General features: G+C 65.8%; 19 protein-coding genes. 3 read left to right on the top strand and 16 right to left on the bottom strand.

Annotated features, from left to right (window positions below):
- Nucleotides 1-21: 21 nt before the first annotated feature.
- The 6 genes from ACZY0R_RS08405 to ACZY0R_RS08380 all read right to left on the bottom strand — a co-directional run bounded on the left by ACZY0R_RS08405 (nucleotide 22) and on the right by ACZY0R_RS08380 (nucleotide 8,584).
- Nucleotides 22-1,944, bottom strand: coding sequence for a PrkA family serine protein kinase (locus ACZY0R_RS08405; RefSeq protein ID WP_488857969.1), 1,923 nt, complete (start codon nucleotides 1,942-1,944; stop codon nucleotides 22-24).
- A gap of 426 nt (nucleotides 1,945-2,370) precedes the next feature.
- Nucleotides 2,371-3,531: an acyl-CoA dehydrogenase family protein gene (locus ACZY0R_RS08400; RefSeq protein ID WP_488859584.1), complete on the bottom strand. Its 1,161-nt coding sequence runs from the start codon at nucleotides 3,529-3,531 to the stop codon at nucleotides 2,371-2,373.
- Between the two features lie 194 nt (nucleotides 3,532-3,725).
- Entirely contained in the window at nucleotides 3,726-4,712 is a 987-nt protein-coding gene (locus tag ACZY0R_RS08395) for a Bug family tripartite tricarboxylate transporter substrate binding protein (RefSeq protein WP_045235412.1), read from the bottom strand.
- Between the two features lie 20 nt (nucleotides 4,713-4,732).
- Nucleotides 4,733-6,481, bottom strand: a complete 1,749-nt coding sequence (locus ACZY0R_RS08390; RefSeq protein WP_488857968.1) for a long-chain fatty acid--CoA ligase — start codon at nucleotides 6,479-6,481, stop codon at nucleotides 4,733-4,735.
- Nucleotides 6,482-6,526: 45 nt separating this feature from the next.
- The gene (locus tag ACZY0R_RS08385; protein ID WP_045235414.1) at nucleotides 6,527-7,519 is read right to left on the bottom strand and encodes a tripartite tricarboxylate transporter substrate binding protein; all 993 of its coding nucleotides are present in this window, start codon (nucleotides 7,517-7,519) and stop codon (nucleotides 6,527-6,529) included.
- 60 nt (nucleotides 7,520-7,579) lie between these two features.
- On the bottom strand, nucleotides 7,580-8,584 hold the full coding sequence (locus ACZY0R_RS08380) for a tripartite tricarboxylate transporter substrate binding protein (protein ID WP_488857967.1): 1,005 nt from the start codon (nucleotides 8,582-8,584) through the stop codon (nucleotides 7,580-7,582).
- A gap of 320 nt (nucleotides 8,585-8,904) precedes the next feature.
- Here ACZY0R_RS08380 and ACZY0R_RS08375 point away from each other — a divergent pair, with 320 nt between their 5' ends.
- Nucleotides 8,905-10,074, top strand: a complete 1,170-nt coding sequence (locus ACZY0R_RS08375) for an AraC family transcriptional regulator (protein ID WP_488857966.1) — start codon at nucleotides 8,905-8,907, stop codon at nucleotides 10,072-10,074.
- Between the two features lie 182 nt (nucleotides 10,075-10,256).
- Here the strand turns inward: ACZY0R_RS08375 and ACZY0R_RS08370 are convergent, their stop codons facing one another.
- The 7 genes from ACZY0R_RS08370 to ACZY0R_RS08340 all read right to left on the bottom strand — a co-directional run bounded on the left by ACZY0R_RS08370 (nucleotide 10,257) and on the right by ACZY0R_RS08340 (nucleotide 16,229).
- Nucleotides 10,257-10,691: a universal stress protein gene (locus ACZY0R_RS08370; protein WP_488857965.1), complete on the bottom strand. Its 435-nt coding sequence runs from the start codon at nucleotides 10,689-10,691 to the stop codon at nucleotides 10,257-10,259.
- A gap of 35 nt (nucleotides 10,692-10,726) precedes the next feature.
- Nucleotides 10,727-10,945 carry an HP1242/YdcH family protein gene (locus ACZY0R_RS08365; RefSeq protein WP_488857964.1) on the bottom strand — a complete coding sequence of 73 codons (219 nt, stop codon included), beginning with the start codon at nucleotides 10,943-10,945 and terminating at the stop codon, nucleotides 10,727-10,729.
- A 134-nt stretch (nucleotides 10,946-11,079) separates the two neighbouring features.
- On the bottom strand, nucleotides 11,080-12,324 hold the full coding sequence (locus ACZY0R_RS08360) for a CaiB/BaiF CoA transferase family protein (protein ID WP_488857963.1): 1,245 nt from the start codon (nucleotides 12,322-12,324) through the stop codon (nucleotides 11,080-11,082).
- Nucleotides 12,321-13,184: a MaoC/PaaZ C-terminal domain-containing protein gene (locus ACZY0R_RS08355; protein WP_488857962.1), complete on the bottom strand. Its 864-nt coding sequence runs from the start codon at nucleotides 13,182-13,184 to the stop codon at nucleotides 12,321-12,323. Before ACZY0R_RS08355 ends, ACZY0R_RS08360 begins: the two co-directional genes overlap by 4 nt.
- 4 nt (nucleotides 13,185-13,188) lie before the next feature.
- Nucleotides 13,189-14,103, bottom strand: coding sequence for an SDR family NAD(P)-dependent oxidoreductase (locus tag ACZY0R_RS08350; RefSeq protein WP_035863195.1), 915 nt, complete (start codon nucleotides 14,101-14,103; stop codon nucleotides 13,189-13,191).
- An 82-nt stretch (nucleotides 14,104-14,185) separates the two neighbouring features.
- Nucleotides 14,186-15,142 carry a tripartite tricarboxylate transporter substrate binding protein gene (locus ACZY0R_RS08345; RefSeq protein ID WP_488857961.1) on the bottom strand — a complete coding sequence of 319 codons (957 nt, stop codon included), beginning with the start codon at nucleotides 15,140-15,142 and terminating at the stop codon, nucleotides 14,186-14,188.
- Between the two features lie 100 nt (nucleotides 15,143-15,242).
- Nucleotides 15,243-16,229, bottom strand: coding sequence for a Bug family tripartite tricarboxylate transporter substrate binding protein (locus ACZY0R_RS08340; protein ID WP_488857960.1), 987 nt, complete (start codon nucleotides 16,227-16,229; stop codon nucleotides 15,243-15,245).
- Between the two features lie 192 nt (nucleotides 16,230-16,421).
- On the opposite strand from ACZY0R_RS08340, the gene ACZY0R_RS08335 reads away from it, so the two are divergent.
- Together ACZY0R_RS08335 and ACZY0R_RS08330 are read left to right on the top strand one after the other, a co-directional pair.
- Nucleotides 16,422-17,324 (top strand): LysR family transcriptional regulator, encoded by a 903-nt coding sequence (locus ACZY0R_RS08335; protein ID WP_035863199.1) that lies wholly within the window; start codon nucleotides 16,422-16,424, stop codon nucleotides 17,322-17,324.
- A gap of 106 nt (nucleotides 17,325-17,430) precedes the next feature.
- On the top strand, nucleotides 17,431-17,652 hold the full coding sequence (locus ACZY0R_RS08330) for a hypothetical protein (protein ID WP_488857959.1): 222 nt from the start codon (nucleotides 17,431-17,433) through the stop codon (nucleotides 17,650-17,652).
- On the opposite strand, the gene ACZY0R_RS08325 is transcribed toward ACZY0R_RS08330, so the two are convergent.
- The 3 genes from ACZY0R_RS08325 to ACZY0R_RS08315 all read right to left on the bottom strand — a co-directional run bounded on the left by ACZY0R_RS08325 (nucleotide 17,635) and on the right by ACZY0R_RS08315 (nucleotide 20,686).
- The gene (locus tag ACZY0R_RS08325) at nucleotides 17,635-18,963 is read right to left on the bottom strand and encodes a TldD/PmbA family protein (RefSeq protein WP_488859582.1); all 1,329 of its coding nucleotides are present in this window, start codon (nucleotides 18,961-18,963) and stop codon (nucleotides 17,635-17,637) included. The genes ACZY0R_RS08330 and ACZY0R_RS08325 overlap by 18 nt on opposite strands.
- Complete coding sequence (locus ACZY0R_RS08320; RefSeq protein WP_488857958.1) at nucleotides 18,963-20,396, bottom strand: TldD/PmbA family protein; 1,434 nt, start codon at nucleotides 20,394-20,396, stop codon at nucleotides 18,963-18,965. Before ACZY0R_RS08320 ends, ACZY0R_RS08325 begins: the two co-directional genes overlap by 1 nt.
- Nucleotides 20,397-20,548: 152 nt before the next feature.
- Nucleotides 20,549-20,686 (bottom strand): hypothetical protein, encoded by a 138-nt coding sequence (locus tag ACZY0R_RS08315; RefSeq protein ID WP_488857957.1) that lies wholly within the window; start codon nucleotides 20,684-20,686, stop codon nucleotides 20,549-20,551.
- Between the last annotated feature and the right edge of the window lie 110 nt (nucleotides 20,687-20,796).

The raw sequence follows: 20,796 nt of genomic DNA, 5'->3' as shown, positions 1-20,796 counted from the left end.
AGAGGCCTCGTCCAGGCGCCGTTACGATGATTTTCTTACGCGCAAATACCACTCCACAAGTAAGCGGACCTGCTTCGCCGTGTAGCCCTTCTCAACCATGCGGTTGACGAAGTTCGCGTGCTTGTCCTGGTCCTCGCGAGAGGACTTGGCGTTGAACGAGATCACGGGCAGCAAGTCTTCAGTGGTGGAGAACATGCGCTTCTCGATCACCATGCGCAACTTCTCGTAGCTGGTCCACGCGGGGTTCTTGCCCGCGTTGTTGGCCCGCGCCCGCAGCACGAAGTTGACGATCTCGTTGCGGAAGTCCTTGGGGTTGGATATCCCCGCGGGTTTTTCCACTTTCTCAAGCTCGTCGTTCAGCGCGTTGCGGTCGAGAATCTCGCCGGTGTTCGGGTCGCGATATTCCTGATCCTGGATCCACAGGTCGGCAAACACCACATAGCGGTCGAAGATGTTCTGGCCGTATTCGGAGTACGACTCCAGGTAAGCGGTCTGGATCTCCTTGCCGATGAAATCCACGAACGGTGCGGTCAGATACTCCTTGATGTAAGACCGCAGCTTGGCCTCCTGTTCCGGCGGGAACTGCTCGCGCTCGATCTGTTGCTCGAGCACATAGAGCAGGTGCACCGGATTGGCCGCCACCTCGGTGTTGTCGAAATTGAAGACCTTGGACAAGACCTTGAAGGCAAAGCGCGTGGACAAGCCGTTCATACCTTCGTCGATGCCGGCGTAGTCGCGGTACTCCTGGTACGACTTGGCCTTGGGGTCGACGTCCTTCAGGCTCTCGCCGTCATAGACGCGCATCTTGGAGAAGATGTTCGAATTTTCCGGCTCCTTGATGCGGGTGAGCACGGCGAACTGCCCCATCATCTTCAAGGTATTGGGCGCGCAGGGCGCGGCCGACAGCGAACTGCTGCGCAGCAGCTTGTCGTAGATCTTCACCTCGTCCGACACGCGCAGGCAGTACGGCACCTTGACGATGTAGATCCGGTCGAGGAAAGCCTCGTTGTTCTTGTCCGCCTTGAAGGTCGTCCACTCGGCCTCGTTCGAGTGCGCCAGGATGATGCCGTCGAAGGGGATCGCGCCGAAGCCTTCGGTACCCTTGTAGTTTCCTTCCTGGGTGGCGGTCAGCAACGGGTGCAGGACCTTGATAGGCGCCTTGAACATTTCGACGAACTCGAGCAACCCGCGGTTGGCCAGGCAGAGGCCTCCGGAGTACGAGTAAGCATCGGGATCGTCCTGCGGGAAATCTTCCAGCTTGCGGATATCGACCTTACCGACCAGCGAGGAGATGTCCTGGTTGTTTTCATCGCCGGGCTCCGTCTTCGAGATCGCGATCTGCGAGAGCACCGAGGGACGCAGCTTGACCACGCGGAAGCGCGTGATGTCGCCGTTGAACTCGTGCAGGCGCTTGACGGCCCATGGCGAGGCAATGGTGTTGAGATAACGCACCGGGATGCCATAGTCCTCTTCCAGGATCTTGCCGTCCTCCTCGGGCGAGAACAGCCCGAGCGGAGATTCATGGATCGGCGAGCCCTTCAATGCATAGATGGGAACCTGCTCCATCAGTGCCTTGAGTTTTTCCGCCAGCGAGGACTTGCCACCGCCCGGAGGCCCGAGCAGGTAGAGGATCTGCTTGCGTTCCTCGAGACCCTGCGCGGCATGCTTGAAGAAGGCGACGATCTGCTCGATCGTGTCTTCCATGCCGTAGAACTCGCGGAAGGCCGGATAGATCCTGATGACCTTGTTGAAGAACAGGCGGGACAGCCGAGGATCGTGGTGGGTGTCCACCAGTTCAGGCTGACCGATGGCGGCGAGCATGCGCTCGGCCGCGGTCGCATAGGCGGAAGGATCCTTCTTGCAGATATCCAGATACTCCTGGATGCTGTATTCCTCTTCCTTGCGAGCTTCGAATCGTGTGGCGTAGTGGCCGAAAATGTCCATACCTCACTCCCGTCAGAGTCCCGTCCGAGGCGAAGGTAGATCTACTACATCTACTACAACTCAAGATTCCGCGGCAGCGTTTGCGGCTCCGCCACCCCGGCTTGGCGGTGCTGCCATGTTGCGAAATCTTTACTTAATCATAGTCAAATAACGGCAGGAACTGAGACTCGGTTGACGAACTTTGCAACTGTGCAACGGATCCGCTCGACTCACCGTACCACCACCCCAGGCCCCACTCGCGACGGGCATTTGAACCATGTCTTGTGACACACATTACACCTTTCCTGTACTCCCTGCACAGTTGGTTTTGTAACGAGAAGCACGCATTGTTATCTGCAACCCGCACTGCGCGGGGCTTTGCGGGCAGCCTACTTCCAACGTCCTACGACGTTGGCATGAGTGGCTGCCCGCATGGCCCCTCGCGCATCAAAGCGTGCGCGCCACCAGCTCCTTCATGATCTCGTTGGAGCCGCCGTAAATCTTGCTGACCCGCGCGTTCGCATACATGCGGGCGATCGGGTATTCGAGCATATAGCCGTACCCGCCATGCAGTTGCAGGCATTCGTCGATGATTTCGCAGTTCTTCTGCGAGCACCACCACTTGGCCATCGCCGCGGTGGGGGCATCGAGTTCGCCGGCGAGCAAACGCACCATGCAATCATCGACGAAGGTCGCGGCGATGGTTGCCTCGGTCTTGCACTCCGCGAGCTTGAAGCGTGTGTTTTGCATATCGATCAGCGGTTTTCCGAACACCTGCCGCTCGCGTACGTAGTCGGTCGTGAGTTCGATGGCGCGCTGCATGCTCGCCACCGCACCGAGCGCGATGATCATGCGCTCCTGCGGCAGTTGCTGCATCAATTGATAGAAACCCTTCCCCTCCTCTTCGCCCAGCAGGTTATCCACCGGCACGCAGACATCGTCGAAGAACAGCTCGGCGGTGTCCTGGCCCTTCTGCCCGATTTTTTCAAGGATACGTCCACGCCTGAAGCCGGGCAGGTCCCGGGTCTCGACCATGATGAGCGAGACGCCGCGCGCGCCGGCTTCGGGATCCGTCTTGGCCACCACGCAGATCAGGTCGGCGTGGTAGCCGTTGGTGATAAAGGTTTTTGCACCGTTGATGCGATAGATGTCTCCGTTCTGGGTCTTTTCACGCACCGCTCGGGTGCGTACCGACTTCAGATCGGAGCCCGCGCCGGGCTCCGACATGGCGATGGCGGCCACCATGGCGCCTGACGCCATCTGGGGCAGCCATTTGCGCTTCTGCGCCTCGGTACCGTAGTTGAGCAAGTAATGGGCCACGATGCCACTGTGCACGCCGTTGCCCAGGCTGGTGGCGATGGCACGCGCCATTTCGATACAGATCACCGCCTCGTGCGCAAAGTTCCCCCCGCCGCCGCCGTACTCTTCCGGAATGCTGGCGCACAGCAGGCCGACTTCGCCCGCGCGGTTCCAGACTTCGCGGTCGATGTAGCCGCGTTCGGCCCAGCGGGCTTCATTCGGCACCAGTTCGCGCTCGACGAAGCGGCGCACGGTGTCCTGGAACATGCCCAGTTCTTCATTCATCCAGGGCACCTTGCGGGCTGCCATTGCCATGTTCTTGTCGGTATTTCCCATGATGTCTCCTTGATGGATATTGCGTTGCGCGGCACGACCGAGGGTCCGGGCTGCCTGTTGCCTTCCTTTCTTCAAGCCGGTACGAGCCGTGTTGCGTTGCAGTACCGCCTGCCCGGCCTCGCAGTCAATCAGCGCATATGTGTTGAAAGCGGCATAAATCCGCCGTCTCAGTCGAGCTGGATGTGCGCGTCGCGCACGATGCGGGCCCACTTGGGGGTATCCGTCGCGACCAGCGCCGCCAGCTCTTCGGAAGAGGACCCGACCGGCTGCAGCCCCATAGCCGAAAGCTTCTGCGAGACTTCGGGCAGGCGCACGATGCGGCCGATCTCGGTCGAGAGCCGATTGACCACGTCGCGCGGCGTATTGGCCGGCAGGAATACCGAGAACCAGCCGCTCGGCTCAAACCCGGCGAAACCGGCTTCCGCGAAAGTCGGCACGGCCGCCAGCGATTTGTAGCGCTGGGTGCCGGTGATGGCGAGAATCTTGAACTTGCCGCTATTCAGATGGCTGTTGGCGGAGGTCACGTCGACGAAGGCCGAATCCACCTGCCCGCCAAGCACGTCGCTCATCAGCGGCGCAGCGCCCTTGTATGGGATGTGCGTCAGCTCCAGCCCCGCCTGCATCTTCAGCAGCTCGCCGTGCAGGTGCGAGGAAGTGCCGTTGCCGTAGGAGCCGTAGCTGAGCTTGCCGGATTTGGCCAGGGCGACGAACTCGGACAATGTATTGGCCGGCACCCGGTTGGGCACCACGAACAGGTCGGAGGACCTGGCAATCAGCGAGACCGGCGCGAAATCGCGCGTCACGTCATAGGGAATGCGCTTGTACAGACCGGGCGACTGGATCATGGCGGTAATGCCGAGCAGCACTGTGTAGCCATCTGGCGGCGCCTTGGCCACGATGTCGTTGCCGAGCATGCCGCTGGCGCCGGGCTTGTTGTCGACCACGACAGGCTGGCCCCAGGCCTCGGTCAGGCGCTGGCCGATCATGCGCGCGATAGTGTCGGTGCCGCCGCCGGCGGGATAAGGCACCACCATGCGAATGGGCCGTGCCGGATAGTTGCCCTGCGCCAGTGCCGGCCATTGCCATCCGGCCAGCAGCACGCCGCCGCCCAGTGCTGCCGCCTGGCCCAGCCAGTTGCGTCTCGTTGCTTTCATGCTGTCTCCTCTTGTAGCGTTCAGGCCGCGCGTCCGGCGGCTTCCGGTTGCGGCGGCGGGTCCTGATCTTGTCCCTGCTCCTGCTCCTGCAGCGCCCGCCACTGGATCTTGCCGGTGGCGGACTTGGGCAGGGCATCGACGAAGGTGACGATGCGCGGCACCTTGTAAGCGGCCAGCCGCTCGCGGCACCACGCCATGATCTGCTCGGCACCGGCCTCGGGCGTGCCGCGCGCGCCCGGCTTGAGCGCCACCACCGCCTTCACGGTCTCGCCCCGGCGCGCATCGCGCGCGGCGATCACGCAGGCTTCGTGAATGGCGGGATGCCCGTAGAGCAGGTTCTCCACCTCGGCCGGCCAGACCTTGAAGCCGGACGCATTGATCATGCGTTTGAGCCGGTCGCGCATGAAGAAGTAGCCTTCGGCATCCATGAGACCCAGGTCGCCGGTGCGCAGGAAGCGCTTTCCATCGATCTCGACGAACGATTCGGCATCGGCCTGCGGGTTGCGCCAGTAGCCGCGCATCACCTGCGCGCCGTGGGTCACGATCTCGCCCAGTTCGCCCTGCGGCAACTCGGCCAGCGTGTGCGGGTCGATCACGCGCGCGTCCACGCCGAAGGTGGCGATGCCCAGGCATTCGCGCTTGGGCCGGTGGCGCGGGTTGGACAGCAGGAAGGCGGCGGTTTCGGTCAGGCCGTAAGCCTCCACGTAGGGCAGCCCGAAGCGCTCCTGCAGCATGGTTGCCACGGCGTCGGGCATGGCGGCGCCGCCGCCGCCCAGGTAGGCGAGGCTGGAAAGATCGCGCTCGGCGATGCCGGGCTGCGCGAAGAAGTCCACCAGCATGGCGGGCGGGGCGCCCCACGTGGAAACCTGGTAGCGCTCGATCAGGTCTGCTGCCAGCGCGCGATCCCAGCGCGGCAGCAGCACAATGGTGGCGCCCAGGTAAAGCGGTGCATGGATGCCGTTCTGCATCCCGAGCAGGTGGAACATCGGCGCGACCGACAGCGACACGCCTTCCGGGCTGGCGCCGCGCCACAACTGCGAGCCCACCGCGGCGCTCATCAGCGATCCGTGCGTATGCATGCAGCCCTTCGGATTGCCGGTGGTGCCGGATGTATAGGCCAGCATGCACAGGGTGTCGTAGCCAGCCTGGTGCTCGCGCGGGACATGGCCCGCGGCGTCAGCCTGCGTCCACTGCGCCAGGGTGGCGTTTTCCGGCGCGGATGCGGGCAGCGGCGCGCGCTCGTAAAGCCAGGCGGGTATGCCGTCGGTGCCGTAGGCGCTGTCGAGCATGTCGCCGTACTGGTGCACGATCACATGCGGCAGCCTGGCGCCGTGCAGCGGCGCGATGCGCGGATACAGCTCGGCCGCGACGAAGGCGGCCACCGCGCCGCTATCGTCCACCACATGCTCCAGTTCGCCGGTCAGCCACATCGGGTTGGCCGGCACCACCACGGCCTCGGCGCGCAGGATGGCGTAGTACGCCACGATGAACTGCGGGCAGTTCTGGCTGAACAGGACCACCCGGTCGCCCGGCGCCACGCCAACTTGCTGCAGGTAGCCGGCCATGCGTTCGATCTGTGCGTGCAGGCTGGCGTAGGTGATGGGGGTATGGAGGTACTGGATTGCGGTCTTGCCGGGATAGCGCCGGGCGGCGACCTCGACGTTATAGGCCAGGCTGGTGCGTGGAACGCGCACCTCGGCCGGCATGCCGGGCGGCCAGAAGGGGGAGCGGCAGGCCGGGGAGGGAGAAGCGCAAGCAACTTGATTCATGGCGAACACAAAGTAAGGAAATCGCCGGCCGCCGCCGGCTGGGCTCTAGTCAAGGCGGATATTCCGGGTGCGGATGACCTTGCCCCAGCGCGCGTAGTCGCTGCGCATGGTGTCGCCGAAGGCGTCCGGCGTGCTGCCCATGAGCACCACGCCCATCTCGCTCATGCGGCCGCGCACGGCGGGCATCGCCAGCACGCGGTTGACGTCGGCGGAGAACTTCTCCACCACCGGGCGCGGCGCGGCGGCCGGCAGCAACAGCCCGAACCAGCCCATCGCATCCATGCCGGCGATGCCGCACTCGCGGAAGGTCGGCACGTCTGGCAATTGCGGTGCGCGCGCCGGCCCGGTCACCGCGAGCGCGCGCAGCCGTCCGGTGGCGGTGTGCGGGCGGGCGCCCATGACGGAGATGATGGCGGCAGGCACCTGGCCGCCAAGCAGGTCGTTCAGCTCGGGCGCCTCGCCTTTGTAGGACACATGGGTCATGTCAAGCCCGGCGGCGTCGTTGAAGACTTCCCCGAAAAGATGGCCGCTGGAGCCGGTGCCGAAGGAGCCGTAGTTGAATTGCTTCGGTCTGGACTTCACCAGCGCGATGAACTCGGCCAGCGTGGTGGCGGGCACCGAGTTGTGCACCGCGAATACCAGGCTGGTGGTGCCAAGGTTGGACACCGGCGCAAAATCGCGCACCGGGTCGAAAGGCGCCTTGGCGTACAGGCTCGGCGCCTGGACCAGGGTGGTGATGGTCAGCAGCGCGGTATGGCCGTCGGCATCGGCCTTGGCCACGGCGTCGGCACCGATCATGCCACTGGCGCCGGGGCGGTTTTCCACCACGATGGGGCGCTGCCACATCTTGCCGAGCGGCTCGGCAATGGCGCGCGCCAGCACATCGGTGGCACCGCCCGCCGGATAGGGCACGACCAGCCGCACCGGCTTGGCCGGGAAGCTATCTGCGCGGGCCGGGCGCAAGCCTAGCCCGAGGCCACCGGCGGCGAGGGCGCCGGCTCCGATCTGCTGCAATGCCTTGCGGCGCGTGTGCTGCATCGCTGCTCCTGTTAGGTCGGTTCCAGAGGGGGCCGGAGAGATCCGGAGAGTGCTGCTGGCTCAGTCGAGCCGGATATTGAGTTTGCGGATCACGCCGGCCCAGTAAGCCTGGTCGGCACGCGCCACCTCGGCGAACTCCTGCGGCCGCGACCCTTTCACGATCAAGCCGAGGTCGGTCATGCGCTGCTGGATATCGGGGCTGGCCAGGATGGCGTTCACATCCGCCGAAACCTTGTCCACGATAGGCCGGGGCGTGCCGGCCGGGGCGAACAGGCCAAACCAGCCGGGGCCGTCGAGGCCGCGGTAGCCCAGTTCCTGGAAGGTCGGCACATCCGGCAGCAGGGGCGCGCGGGTGTTGCCCACCACCGCCAGCGCGCGCAGCTTGCCTGTCCGTAAGTGCGGCTTGATTCCCATCACGGAAATCGTGCCCAGCGACACCTGGCCGCCCAGCAGATCGTTGAGCAGCGGCGCCTCGCCTTTGTATGGCACATGGACCATGTCCAGGCCGGCAGTGCCGGTGAACACCCCCATATAGAGATGGGCGCCGCTGCCGGTGCCGTAGGTGCCGTAGGAATAAGCCTTGGGACGGCTCTTCGCCAGCTGCACCATCTCGGCAAGGTTGCCTGGCATGGACGAGTTGGCAGCCGCCACGAGGTGCGTGGTCGCCAGTTCCGACACGGCGGTCAGGTCGCGCACGGGGTCGAAGGGCGGCTTGGCGTACTGGCTGGGCAATTGCACCACGCTAGTCAGCGTCAGCAACAGCGTGTAGCCGTCGGGAGCGGCCTTGGCCACCGCGTCGGCGCCGATCATGCCGCTGGCGCCGGGGCGGTTCTCCACCACCACCGTGCGTTGCCACTGCTGGCCGAGCGGAGCGGCAATGGCGCGCGCGAGCACATCGGTGGCGCCGCCGGCCGGATACGGCACGACCAGACGCACGGGCCGGGCCGGATAGCCGGACGCCCCGGTGCCTTGCGCGAACGCGCTGGCCAGCCCGGCGAAGCCGCCGCCCGCGGCCAGCGAGGCCGCGCCAAACCGCATCAGGGTCCTGCGACGTTCTGACTGCATCTTGCCTCCCATCGTTGAAGCGCCCGCCACGCCCCAATGGCCTGGTGCCGGCAAGAGATGAGATTGCGCGATGCTGCACTGCGTGGACAATGACCATTCGGCCCAAATTGATTGGCCGAATCGCTCAGGAAAAAGCCTGCCTTTGGTAAATCCGGATTGTGCAGGTGCGCCGCATCGGGCTAACTGGCGAGCATGGCCGGCAGAGAACCGGCACCGAACCGGTACCTGACGGGCATCCGTCCATGCGCCTGGCGCGCTGCGGTGCAGCGAAGGCGCGGATGGCCGGACTGACCAGGGTGTCCAACGAGGACAAGGAGACCATGCAAATCGCCGTACTCAGAGCGCCCGCGCCTTCATCGATGCCGGTGCCGCTCGGCTCCCGCCCGGCCGGCGCAATCGCCGCGCGACTGCCGCGCGTGCACGAGGCGCCGCGCGCCGGCGCCGGCCAGCCACCCGCGCGCCATACCATCGCGGTCCTGCAGGTGCACCAGATCATTCAGGGTGCGAGGCGCCTGGGCTGCGACATCGACGCCTTGCTGCGCCGCGCGGCCATTTCGCCGGCCTTACTGCAATCGCCCAGCGCGCGCGTGACCCAGGGCCAGTTTGCCGCGCTGATGCGATCCATGCGCCGCGTCATGCGCGACGAATTCTGGGGATTGCTCTGCCGACCGGTGGCGCCGGGCGTGTTCGCGCAGGCCTGCCAGGCACTGATCCATTGCGCCACGCTGGAAGACGCCCTGCGCGCCGGCCTGCACCAGTACCGCCTGCACCTGGACGATTTCGTCCCGCGGTTGCAGCAGCGCGGCGGCGTCGCCACCCTGCTGCTACTGCCGCGCGCGCCCGCCACGCCCTGCCGGCACTACGCCGAATCCACCTTTGCCTTCCAGGCCTATGGCGTGGCCAACTGGCTGGCGGCGCGGCGCATCCCGCTCGCCGGCGTGGACATGGCAGCGTCTGCCACGGGCCAGACTGGCGGACAGGCCCGCCTGACGGACACCGAGCGGGTCTTCAACACGCGGGTCCGCTACGGCCAGCCGTACACCGCACTGCACTTCGACGCCAGCTGGCTGCGCCTGCCGGTAGTACAGGACGCGGGCAGCCTGCGGGAGTTCCTCCATGACACGCCGCGCAACCTGCTGACCCGCTACCGCGACGACTCCTGCCTGGCCGAGCGTATCCGCCGCCACCTGCGCTGCCACCTGGACGGCGAGTTGCCCTCGCTGGAGCAAATGGCCGAGACGCTGCGCCTGACGCCGCAAACGCTGCGCCGCCGCCTGCGCGATGAAGGCCGCGGCTACCAGAGCATCAAGGACAGCCTGCGCCGCGATGCCGCCATTGCCTTCCTGGAACACACGGACTTGCCGCTGCAGCAGGTGGCGCTGCGCGTAGGATTCTCCGAACCCAGCACCTTCCACCGGGCGTTCAAGAAATGGACCGGCGTGGCGCCGGGGGAATACCGGCAGCGGCAGATGATGGAATGCGCGGCCTGAGCCGCCGGGAGATGGCCATATGGCCGGGCGCCAGACGGTCCCCGGAGGGGGATAGCGTGAACTAGGGGGGGGTCGCGGTGGTGGGGGGAGTAGCGGCACCAGGTTGCACAAGGGCGGTTCGCTGGCATTGACCTTCCGATACGCTGCGTCTCACCCGCAAGCGGGAGAGACGCAAGCCGCGCTCAGCGGAACACCACCACCGGGATATCGCTATGTGTCAGCACTTTCTGGGTCTCGCTGCCGAGCAGCAGGCCGCTGATACCGCGCCGGCCATGCGAGGCCATGAAGATAACGTCGCAACCCAGCTCTTTCGCCATGGCGATGATGCCCCGATAAGGCGCGGCCGCAATGGAGGTGGCACCTGTGCACGGTACGCCCGCCTGCGCCGCGGCGGCTTCGATCTTCGCCAGTTCCTCGCGCGCTGCCGCCTCGATGCGATGCTCGAAAACCGATCTCTTCTCATGGCCCGCGTCGCTGGACTGCAGGAAGGGATATTCCTCCAGGCAGATGTAGGGCGTCAGTTTGGCGCCGGTCGTCCGCGCAAACTCAATGGCCGCAGGGGTTGCCTTTTGCGAGAGTTCCGACCCGTCAACGGGAAGCAGGATGTGTTTGAACATGTGATGGCCTTTGATTGGCGGAGATGGAATTGGCGTCAGGAAGCCGAAGCCTTGCGCAGTATGACGTAGAGCTGGTCCTTCAAGTGTAGCTTCTCCTTCTTGAGGACTTCGATGGCGGCGCCATCGGCGGGCACCACGCCCGCCTCCATATTCTTGATCTCCTGGTCCAGCTCGTTGTGGCGGGAAAACAGCCGCGCGAAGTGGGCGTCTTGTGTCTTGAGGATGGATATCTGGTCGCGGAATTCCGGGAACATGGGCCTCACCTTGGGTGGGAGTTGGAAGGCTTGCAATTCAGGAGTATTTTGCCGGGAACCGGGCACATGAGGATTGATATGGATCATGTCCGGTGGACAAGCAACCGGCGGCAACGCCGGCCCGCGGTGCCCCCTCAAACCACGCCTTTCCCCCGCAACGCCTCGATCCTCTCAGCCGACATCCCGAGAATCTCGCCCAGCACCGCCTCGGTATGCTCCCCCAGCCGCGGCGGCGCCGAGTCGTACCGCACCGGGGTAGCCGACAGCCGTAGCGGGCTCTTCACCGTGGGACACACACCGCCGTCGCTGCGCACCATATCCACCTGCAGCTCGCGATACCGGACCTGCGGATCTTCAAGCACCTGCGCATAGTCGTTGATCGGCCCGCAAGGAATCCCCTCGCGCTCCAGTGCTTCCACCCATCGCGCGGTAGTGCCCGTGCGCATATGGGCCTCCAGCAGCGGCACCAGTACATCGCGATTGACGATGCGGCCCGTGCCGGTGGTGAAGCGTTCGTCCTGCGCCAGGTCCGGGCGCTGCACACCGCGGCAATATCCCTGCCACTGCCCGTCGTTGCCAGCCGCCACGATCATGTACCCGTCGGCGGTGGCAAACACGTGATACGGCACCATGTTGGCGTGCGCGTTACCGAAGCGCTGCGGCGTCTTGCCGGTGATCTTCTGCGCAAGGATGGGCGTGGCGCCGACTGCGACCACCGCATCGAGCAGCGCCATGTCGATACGCTGGCCTTCGCCGGTACGCTCCGCATGGCGCAGTGCAGCCAGTACGGCCACGGTGGCATACATACCGGTAAGCATGTCCACCACGGCCACGCCAACCTTCTGCGGGCCGCCGCCGGGCAGGTCGTCGCGCTCGCCGGTAATGCTCATCAGCCCGCCGATGCCCTGGAAGATGAAGTCGTATCCCGGCTTATGCGCGCTCGGGCCTTCCTGCCCGTAGCCGGTGATGGAGCAATAGACCAGCGACGGATTGACGGCCTTGAGGCTTTCGTAGTCAAGCCCGTAGCGCTTCAGGTCGCCGACCTTGTAGTTCTCCAGCACGATCTGCGATTTCGCCGCCAGCTCGCGCACGATGGCCTGCCCTTCGGCGCTGGCGATATCGAGCGTGACCGAGCGCTTGCCGCGGTTGGCGCCGGCGTAGTAGCTCGCATCGCGCGAGGGTTTTCCCTCCCCGTCCGGCAGCCAGGGCGGGCCCCAGGAACGGGTGTCGTCGCCCACGCAGGGGCGCTCCACCTTGATCACCTCGGCGCCGAGGTCCGCCAGGTTCTGCGCGCACCACGGGCCGGCCAGGATGCGGGAGAGGTCGAGCACGCGTACGCCGTCAAGCGCGCTCTTCATTGTTGTTGTCGTTGTCGTCATGCACGGAACTCCGCTACGCCGTTGCTGAGCACGGTAACGTCGCGCGCGGGCACCCGAGCGTCGAACAGCACGCGGCCGGCGCCTTCGCGCCACATGCGCACTTCGAGGGTTTCGCCGGGAAATACCGGCCGGGAGAAGCGCACGTTGAGCTCGAGCAGGCGGTCGCCATCGCCATCGGCAAAGGTATCGACCAGCGCACGGGCGGCTACGCCATAGGTGCACAGCCCATGCAGGATGGGCTTGTCGAAGCCGGCGGCGCGCGCCACTTCGGGATCGGCGTGCAGCGGGTTGGGATCGGCATTGAGGCGGTAGAGCAGCGCGGCTTGCGGCAGGATCGCCAGGCTGCGCTGCTCGTCCGGTGCGCGTGCCGGCGCCGCCGGAAGCGCCTCGGGCGCGGTATCGCCCTGGCCGAAGCCGCCATCGGCGCGGCAGAACGTGGTGTGGTTCACGGTAGCCAGTTCAGCGCCGGTGGCATCGTCCACCAGCGTGCGTTCCACGATCACCAGCGCGCCCTTGTCGGCGCCCTTGTCGATCACATGTGTCACCCGTGCGCGGGCGCGCACGGTACCGGCCGCCGGCAGCGGACGATGCAGGCGCAGGCGCTGTTCGCCGTGCACGATGCGCACCCAGTCGATACCGCTCTTCGGGTCCTGCATCCAGAAGCCAGGGTAGGCCAGCACCACGGCCTGCGTGGGAAACGCCTTGAGCCGCGCCTCGTAAACGTAGCGCAACTGGCGCGGATCGGTGGGTTGTTCGCCCAGGCCAAGGCCCAGCGCGTAGAAGATGGAATCCTTCTCGCCGTAGGTCTGCCTGACCTCCGGAAAGTCCCAGTTCTTGATGCGTTCGTAGTCGAGCGGCATGGCGTCAGATCGGGTCCCAGTTGATCACGTCGGGCGAGCGTTCGAGCTTGAAAAAGCTGTTGCGCATGGCGGGGATGGCGATCTCGGCGATGGATTCCGGGGTCCAGCCTTCGCTCATATGCACCGAGCGCACCGGACGCGGCTGGCTCATCAGCATGATCTCGTTGGCGCGCACGGCAAAGATCTGCGCATTGACTTCATGCGCGGCATCGCTGGCGAGAAAGGCGGCCATCGGCGCGACCTTGTTGGCTTCCATCTTTTGCAGCTTGAGCACGCGGGCTTTCTCTTCCGGGGTCTCGGAAGGAATCGAGCTGGTCATGCGGCTCCACGCGAACGGCGCGATGCAGTTCGAGCGCACGTTGAAGCGGGCCATATCCAGCGCGATCGACTTGGACAGCGCGGCAATGCCAAGCTTGGCAGCCGAATAGTTGGCCTGGCCCAGGTTGCCGATCAGGCCGGAGGTGGAGGTCATGTGCACGTACGCGCCGCTCTCCTGGTCCTTGAAGTGGTTGGCGGCGGCGCGGCTGACAAAGAAAGTGCCGTTGAGGTGGACGTCGATCACCGAGCGCCACTCCTCTTCGTTCATCTTGAAGAACATGCGGTCGCGCAGGTTGCCGGCGTTGTTGACCACGGCGTCGATGCGGCCGAAGTTGTCGATCGCGCATTGCACGATGGCGTTGGCGCCCTGCCAGCTCGACACGCTGTCGGTATTGGCCACCGCGATGCCGCCGGCGGCAACGATCTCGTCGACCACGCGCTGCGCGGGCCCGGCATCGCCGCCTTCGCCGGTGAGCGATACACCGATGTCGTTGACCACCACCTTGGCGCCCGCCTTGGCCAGTTCCAGCGCGACGCCGCGCCCGATGCCACCGCCCGCGCCGGTCACCAGCGCTACCTTGCCTGCCATCATTCCACTCATGCTTTGACTCCTGTCTACGGATTTGTACGGATTTGCTCGGCGGCCAGGCGCTCGCCAGGCCGGGTAATGACTAACTAACGTTTCACTCCAGCCGCGCGCCGGACTCCTTCACCACCTTGCTCCAGCGCGCGATCTCGGCATCGATATGCGCGCCCAGCGCAGCCGGCGTGGAGCCCACCGGCTCGTAGCCGTTGGCTGCCAGGTTGGCGCGCAGGTCGGGCTGGGCCAGCACCGCCGCGATCTCCTGGCTGAGCCTGTCGATAATCGCCGGCGGCGTGCCGGCCGGCGCCAGCACCGCGTACCAGCCGTTGATGTCGAAGCCCGGCACGCCGGCCTCGGCCAGCGTGGGCACGTCGGGCGCCAGCGTGGCGCGCCTGGCGCTGGTCACGGCCAGCGCTTTCAGGCGTCCGCTGCGGATATGCGGCATCGAGGTGGAGATGCTGTCGAAAGTCAGCTGCACCTCGCCCGCCAGCATGGCGTTGACCACCTGGGCGCTGCCCTTGTACGGCACATGGGTCATCTTGACGCCAGCCAGGCTGTCGAACAGTTCGCCGGCCAGGTGCCCGGTGTTGCCGTTGCCGGCGGAGGCGAAGGTAAGCTGTCCCGGCGCCGCCTTGGCCGCGGCGATCAGCTCCGGCACCGTCCTGGCTTTCAAGGAGGGGCTGCCGGCCAGGATCAGCGGCAGGTTGGCCACCAGCGACACCGGCGAGAAATCCTTGCGCGTGTCGTACGGCAGCTTGGGATAGAGGCTGGCGTTGATGGCATGCGCGGCCAGCACCACGATCAGCGTATTGCCGTCCGGCCTGGCGCGCGCGAGTTGCTGGCTGGCGATGGTGCCGCCGGCGCCGGGCCGGTAGTCGAGCACCACCGGCTGCCCGAGCCGCTCCTGCAGCTTGGCCGCCACCGGGCGCGCCAGCAGGTCGGCGCTGCCGCCCGGCGGATAGGGGATCAGCAGCTGGATCGGCTTGCTGGGCCAGGTGTCGGCGAGGGCAGCCGCGCTGGCGCCCAGCAGGGCCGCCGCGAAGGGGGCGATCAGCATGCCCCGGAGCCATGACCTGCGGTGGCGCGCTTTCGATGTTTCCATCATGCCTTGTCCCCTTGTTGTGTCGTGATCATGCGCGCCGTTCCGCGGCACGCCTTCATTGCTGCGGAATGCCCGTATCCTTGACCACCTTGGCCCAGCGCACCCGCTCCGCGTCGATAAACTTGCCGAAATGCTCGGGTGTGTCGCCGCCCGGCACACCGCCCAGTTCGGCCAGGCGGGTCTTGACTTCGGGCTCGGCCAGGATGCCAGCCACCGCCTTCTGCAAGCGCGTGACAACTGCCGGCGGCGTGCCGGCCGGCGCCACCAGCCCGAACCACGCAGTCACCTGGAAATCGTCCAGCCCGGCCTCCTTCATGGTCGGCACGTCGGGCAACTCGGCCACGCGGGTGGCGCTGGTCACCGCCAGCGCGCGCAGCTTGCCGGACTGGATATGCGGCAGGGAACTGGGCAGGTTGTCCACCATCATGGTCACCTGGCCGGCGATCAGGTCGGCCACGGCCGGAGCGGCACCTTTGTACGGCACATGGATGATGTCGATGCCGGTGCGTTTCTTGAACAGCTCGCCGGACAGATGCACCGACTGGCCGGTGCCCGAAGAGGCGAACGACAACTTGCCCGGCTGGGACTTCGCCAGCGCGACCAGCTCGGCCACGTTACGGGCGGGCACCTTGGCGTTGACCACCAGCACATTGGGCACCGATACCACCATGGTGACCGGCGTGAAGTCCTCGGCACGGTAGGGAAGTTGCTTGTACAGGCCGTAGTTGATGGCATTGGGGCCGATATTGCCCATCATCAGGGTGTAGCCGTCCGGCGCGGCCTGGCGCAGCGCCTGCACGCCGACGATGCCGGCGGCGCCGGCCCGGTTCTCCACCACCACGGGCTGGCCCAGGATCTCGCCCAGCCGCTTGCCGACGAGGCGCGAGGCGATATCGGTGGTGCCGCCCGCCGCCGCGGGCACGATCAGGCGCACGGGCTTGTCGGGATACTCGGCGGCGGCAACGCCGGCGCTCATGAATGCCAGGCCCAGCATGGCGGCCAGGGCCGCCCGCCTGCGTGCGCTGTAGCGCCGAACTATCATTTGTCGTCCTCCTGGGCGGCTTGCGGCGGCGCGGGAATTCCGCCCCGCTCGTACGGGCCTATCCGGTATTCGCCCGCGCAATACGGACGAACCGGCCTTTCTGGTTCTATTGCCACCGCGAATACGATAAATTGATGGCGGGGACATTGCTATTCACGATTCACAATAGAGGCCTTTGGCCCAGCGAAACACATGCATTACGACCTGACCGACCTGCGCCTCTTCCTCAACGTCGGCGAAACCGAAAACCTGACCCGCGCCGCCGAGCGCAGCTTCCTTTCCCTGCCCGCCGCCAGCACCCGCATCAAGCAGCTGGAAGAAGCCTTTCAGACCCAGTTGCTGATCCGTCAGGTCAAGGGCGTGCGCCTGACGCCCGCCGGCGACGCGTTGCTGCGCCATGCGCGGGAAGTGTTCCGCGAACTGGAATGCCTGCACTCGGACCTGCGCCCCTACGCCAAGGGCGTCAAGGGCCGCGTGCGCCTGCTGGCCAACACCACCGCCACCAACTCCTTCCTCGCCACCGCGCTGTCGCGCTTCCTGGCCGAGAACCCGGACGTGGACATCGAACTGGAAGAGCAGCTTTCCCAGGCCATCGTCTCGTCCATCAGCGCCGGTGCGGCGGACCTTGGCATCGTCGCCGGCGAGGTAGCCACCAATGACCTCGAAGTCATGCAGCTATGCAGCGACGAGCTGATCGTGATCGCGCCGGTCAACCACCCGCTGCCGCAATTCACCAGCCTGCATTTCGCCGACCTGCTGGATACCTGCCGCTTTGTCGGCCTCAACCAGTTCAGCGCGATCCAGTCTTTCCTGGACCGGATCGCCAGCGGCATGGGCAAGCGCATCAGCCTGCGGATCCAGCTGGGCAGCTTCGACGCGGTGTGCCGGATGGTGGAAGCGGGCGCTGGGATCGCCATCGTGCCCAACAGCTGCGCGCGGCGCTATGCAAGCCGCAAGGTGCTGCGGTTTATCCCGCTGGAGGATGAATGGGCGAAGCGCGACCTGCGCCTGGTGCGGCGGCCGGGAAGGGAGCTGCCGCAGTTTGCGGAGACGCTGATCCAGTATTTGACGGAGGCGGCGCGGGAGCCGGTTTAAAAAATACCGAGCCGTTCGGGGTGGCCGCAGACAGATTTGCGAAGTGGACGATGGGTTGAATACGGGATAAGTTCGGCCATCCAGCAACCATCCGCATGAAACAATCGTGAAACGCTCAATCAAACCACCCAGTAATCTGAAGAGTGACGTTGCCAGGGATAGCGCCCAACGGCAAACCACCGCGCTGCTGAAAATCCTGGCCCTTGGCTCGAGCGAGATCGCACAGGGCAAGCTGACGGCTGCGGCGAAAGTCTTCGACGAACTAGACCGGCTGGATAAGGAAGACGGCGCATGGAGGCCGCCAATGCGCTCAAAGTGTCAACGTTAGTTTTCCAGTCAGCGCGCCGGGGAGCAGGGCGGAGTCGGTTTGCCGCTCCCCATAGGTACTGCTCGACACCCGCAACTGCCGCTCGCTCGTCAGCGCCTCCAGATGCTCGCCCAGGAAGCTGTAGATGCTGTCGTCAAACCGCATCGTGCCAACCGGCGCCTGGATGCAGCCATCCTCCACCCAGAACGTGGCAAAGCGTGTCATGCCGGTCATGCGCGCCGCCGGCGTATCGGACCAGTTCAGGTACCAGAGATTGCCGATATAAAGACCCGTGCCCAGGGCCGCCAGCACGTCGGCCTGGGCCAGTTCGCCAGCGCCCATCGCAAGGGATAGCGGCGTTTCGCGGGCACTGGCGCAATTGGCAGCCAGATCGTACTCGCGCGCGCTGCGCGGATAGACCAGCCGGCCGGCAGGTTGTCCCGCGCGTACCAGCGTGACATCGCTGCGCGGAATGCCTTCGGGCCCGAAGGCGGGCGCCAGCATGCCGCTCGCCCGTTCGTCCAGATCCAGCAGACGGCTAAGACGGGCGCCGCCGTCGTACAGGCGCTGCAGCGGACTTTCCTTCTGCGCCAATGCGCGGGCCGAAAAGCCGCCCCAGGAAAGCATGCCCACCACCTCCTCGAGCGCGGCGGGGGCCAGATAAGCGCGGTAGTCGCCCGGCGACAGAACGCGCTGCGGCTTGCCCAGGTGTTCCAGTTGCTGGCGCGCATCCGCAAAGCGGCCGGCAAACTCCGCCGCGTCCCAGCGCGCACCCGCGTAGTCGGCCTTTACCGCCTGACCGTTGGCATGGAACAGGCTCCAGTCGAAATGAAAGCCCTGCGCGGCATGCCAGCCGAAAGCGCCGAAGCTGTTGGCAAAGCCCCGGTACAGCGGGCCGGCGGCATAGATGCCCACCAGGTCGAGTCCACGCGCGGCTGCCTCGATCTGCGCCAGTACCTCCGCACTGTCGGGCGGCGCTGCCGCATTGGCCAGCACGCGCTGCCACGGGTCGCGCTCCAGCAACAGGTAGGGGTCGGGCTGCAACTGGGCAATTGCCTCGCGCAGTTGCAGCAGCCCATCGGCAAGGCGCTGGCGATCGGTCGCCGGCTCGCCGGACAGCGCGATGCCGATGTCGGCATGACGGCCATCGCGAACCAGCTTGAGGCTCGCCATGGCTTGCCGCACCTGCCCGGCCTGGCGCACCCGCGCCCGGTTGAAGCGAATGAACTCGGACGTCTCCGCGCTGTACCACAGGGTGAAGGCTTCACCCTCGCCCAGCGCGGCGCGCACATCTTCGGCAAGCGCCGCGAACAACGATTCCGCATCCGCCATCACGCGGCCCCTCCAAAGACTTCCACTTGCCGGAACACGCAGGCCGGCGATGCATGGCCGACGCGCACCACCTGGTTGGGCTCGCCCTTGCCGCAGTAAGGCGTGCCATGCACCTCGAAGGTACTGGCGTCGCCCACGGCAGCCAGGCTGCGCCAGAAGTTGGCGGAAACGCCGCGATAGTTCGGGTTCTTGACCACGCCCTTAAGCTCGCCGTCTTCGATCAGGCGCCCCCATTCGCAGCCGAACTGGAACTTGTTGCGCGCATCGTCGATGGACCATGAGCGGTTTGACGACATCAGGATGCCGCGCTCGATGCCGCCGACCAGTTGCGCCATGGTGCGGTCGCCCGGCTCCAGGTTGAGGTTGGCCATGCGATCGATGGGCGGCCGGTTCCAGTTGCAGGCCCGGCTGTTGGCCACGCCCGGGAGCCCGCTGCGCCACTGCGACAGCGCGCCGCCGAGCGGACGCAGCAACAAGCCATCGCGGATCAGGAATTCCTTTTGTGCGGGCTGGCCCTCGTCGTCGTGGCCGTAGCTGGCCAGTTCCTCGGGGATGCCGGGGTCGAAGCTGATATTGAGCAGGGGCGAGCCATATTGATAGCGGCCGAAGTCCTCCAGCCCGATAAAGCTGGTGCCGGCATAGTTGCGCTCGTCCCCGAGGATACGGTCCAGTTCCAGCGGATGGCCGATGGATTCGTGGATCTGCAGCATCATCTGGTCCGGCATCAGCAACAGGTCGGTGGCGCCGCTGGGGGCGTTGGGTGCCAGCAGCAACTGCAGCGCCTCGTCCGCTACACGGGATGCGGCGCCGGTAAAACCGAGGCGCGCCATGACCTCGGCACCGCCCTGCTGGCCGCTGCCGAAGCCGCCGAAGCTGCGGGTCTGGCTGTCGCCGCCGTCGAAAGCGGTCACGCTGATGCCAGGATAGACAAAGCGCAGCGCCTGCCATTGCTCGGCGCCGGCGCTATTGAGGTAAAGCTGCTCGTGGCGCTGGTGATCGAGATAGACGATCCAGTTCACCAGGCGCGAATCGGCGGGTACGGTGGCGGAGACCTCCGCCAGCAGCGCGAAGCGCTCGGCGAGTCCGGGGAAATGGCCGTGCAGGCCGGGCGATTCGTAGTGGGCGTGGCCTGTCGGCGGTTCCAGTCCGCGTAGGTCGACCAGGCCGTGCGCGGCGATTCGCCGGGCGAGCGCTTCGGCGCTGTCGAGCGCGCCCTGCAGCCCGGCCAGGCTGAGATCGCTGGTGGCGGAGTAGGCTTCCACGCCATCCAGGCGCACGCTGAGCATGGCGCCCATGTCCTGCGTCAAGGAGGGCGGTTCGGCGATCCCGCGCCGCAGCATGCAATGCTCGCCGGTCTGCCTGACAAGGCGCAGCGAGTGAAACCCGGCGCGGGTGGTTAGCGCGGCGAAGTTCTGTCTGGCGCGTTCGAACAAGGGCTGCTCCTGGCACGGTTCCGGACGAGTCAGCCTGCCGCGGTGGCGTTCACACGCAGGCGGCGATGACCGGTGAACTGGAAATCTTACTATCTTTGCACCGTATCAAGGCTGGCAGTCGCCTCGCCAGCAAACTCACCGGGCGCCCGGAATCAGCCAGCCAGGGTGGAAACGAGCCAGAAGATGCCTGCGACAGCAAACAGGAGCAGATAAGCAAGATTGAGCCAATGGGGAGCGGCGTCCATACCGCCGGCCGTCAGGCTCTTGATAAAGGCACTGAGGAACTTCATGACACCTCTCATTCCAGGGGAAGGATCCCCTGCCGCTTCCAGCCCGCAGGGGTGTACTTCGCACCCTAGCAGCGACATCCGCCGCTGGAATTGAGTAGCGTCTGAATATG

The organism is Cupriavidus sp. F041 (genome assembly GCF_057814235.1).
The sequence above is the reverse complement of the archived record's forward strand: the minus strand, read 5'-3'. Positions and strand labels throughout refer to the sequence as shown.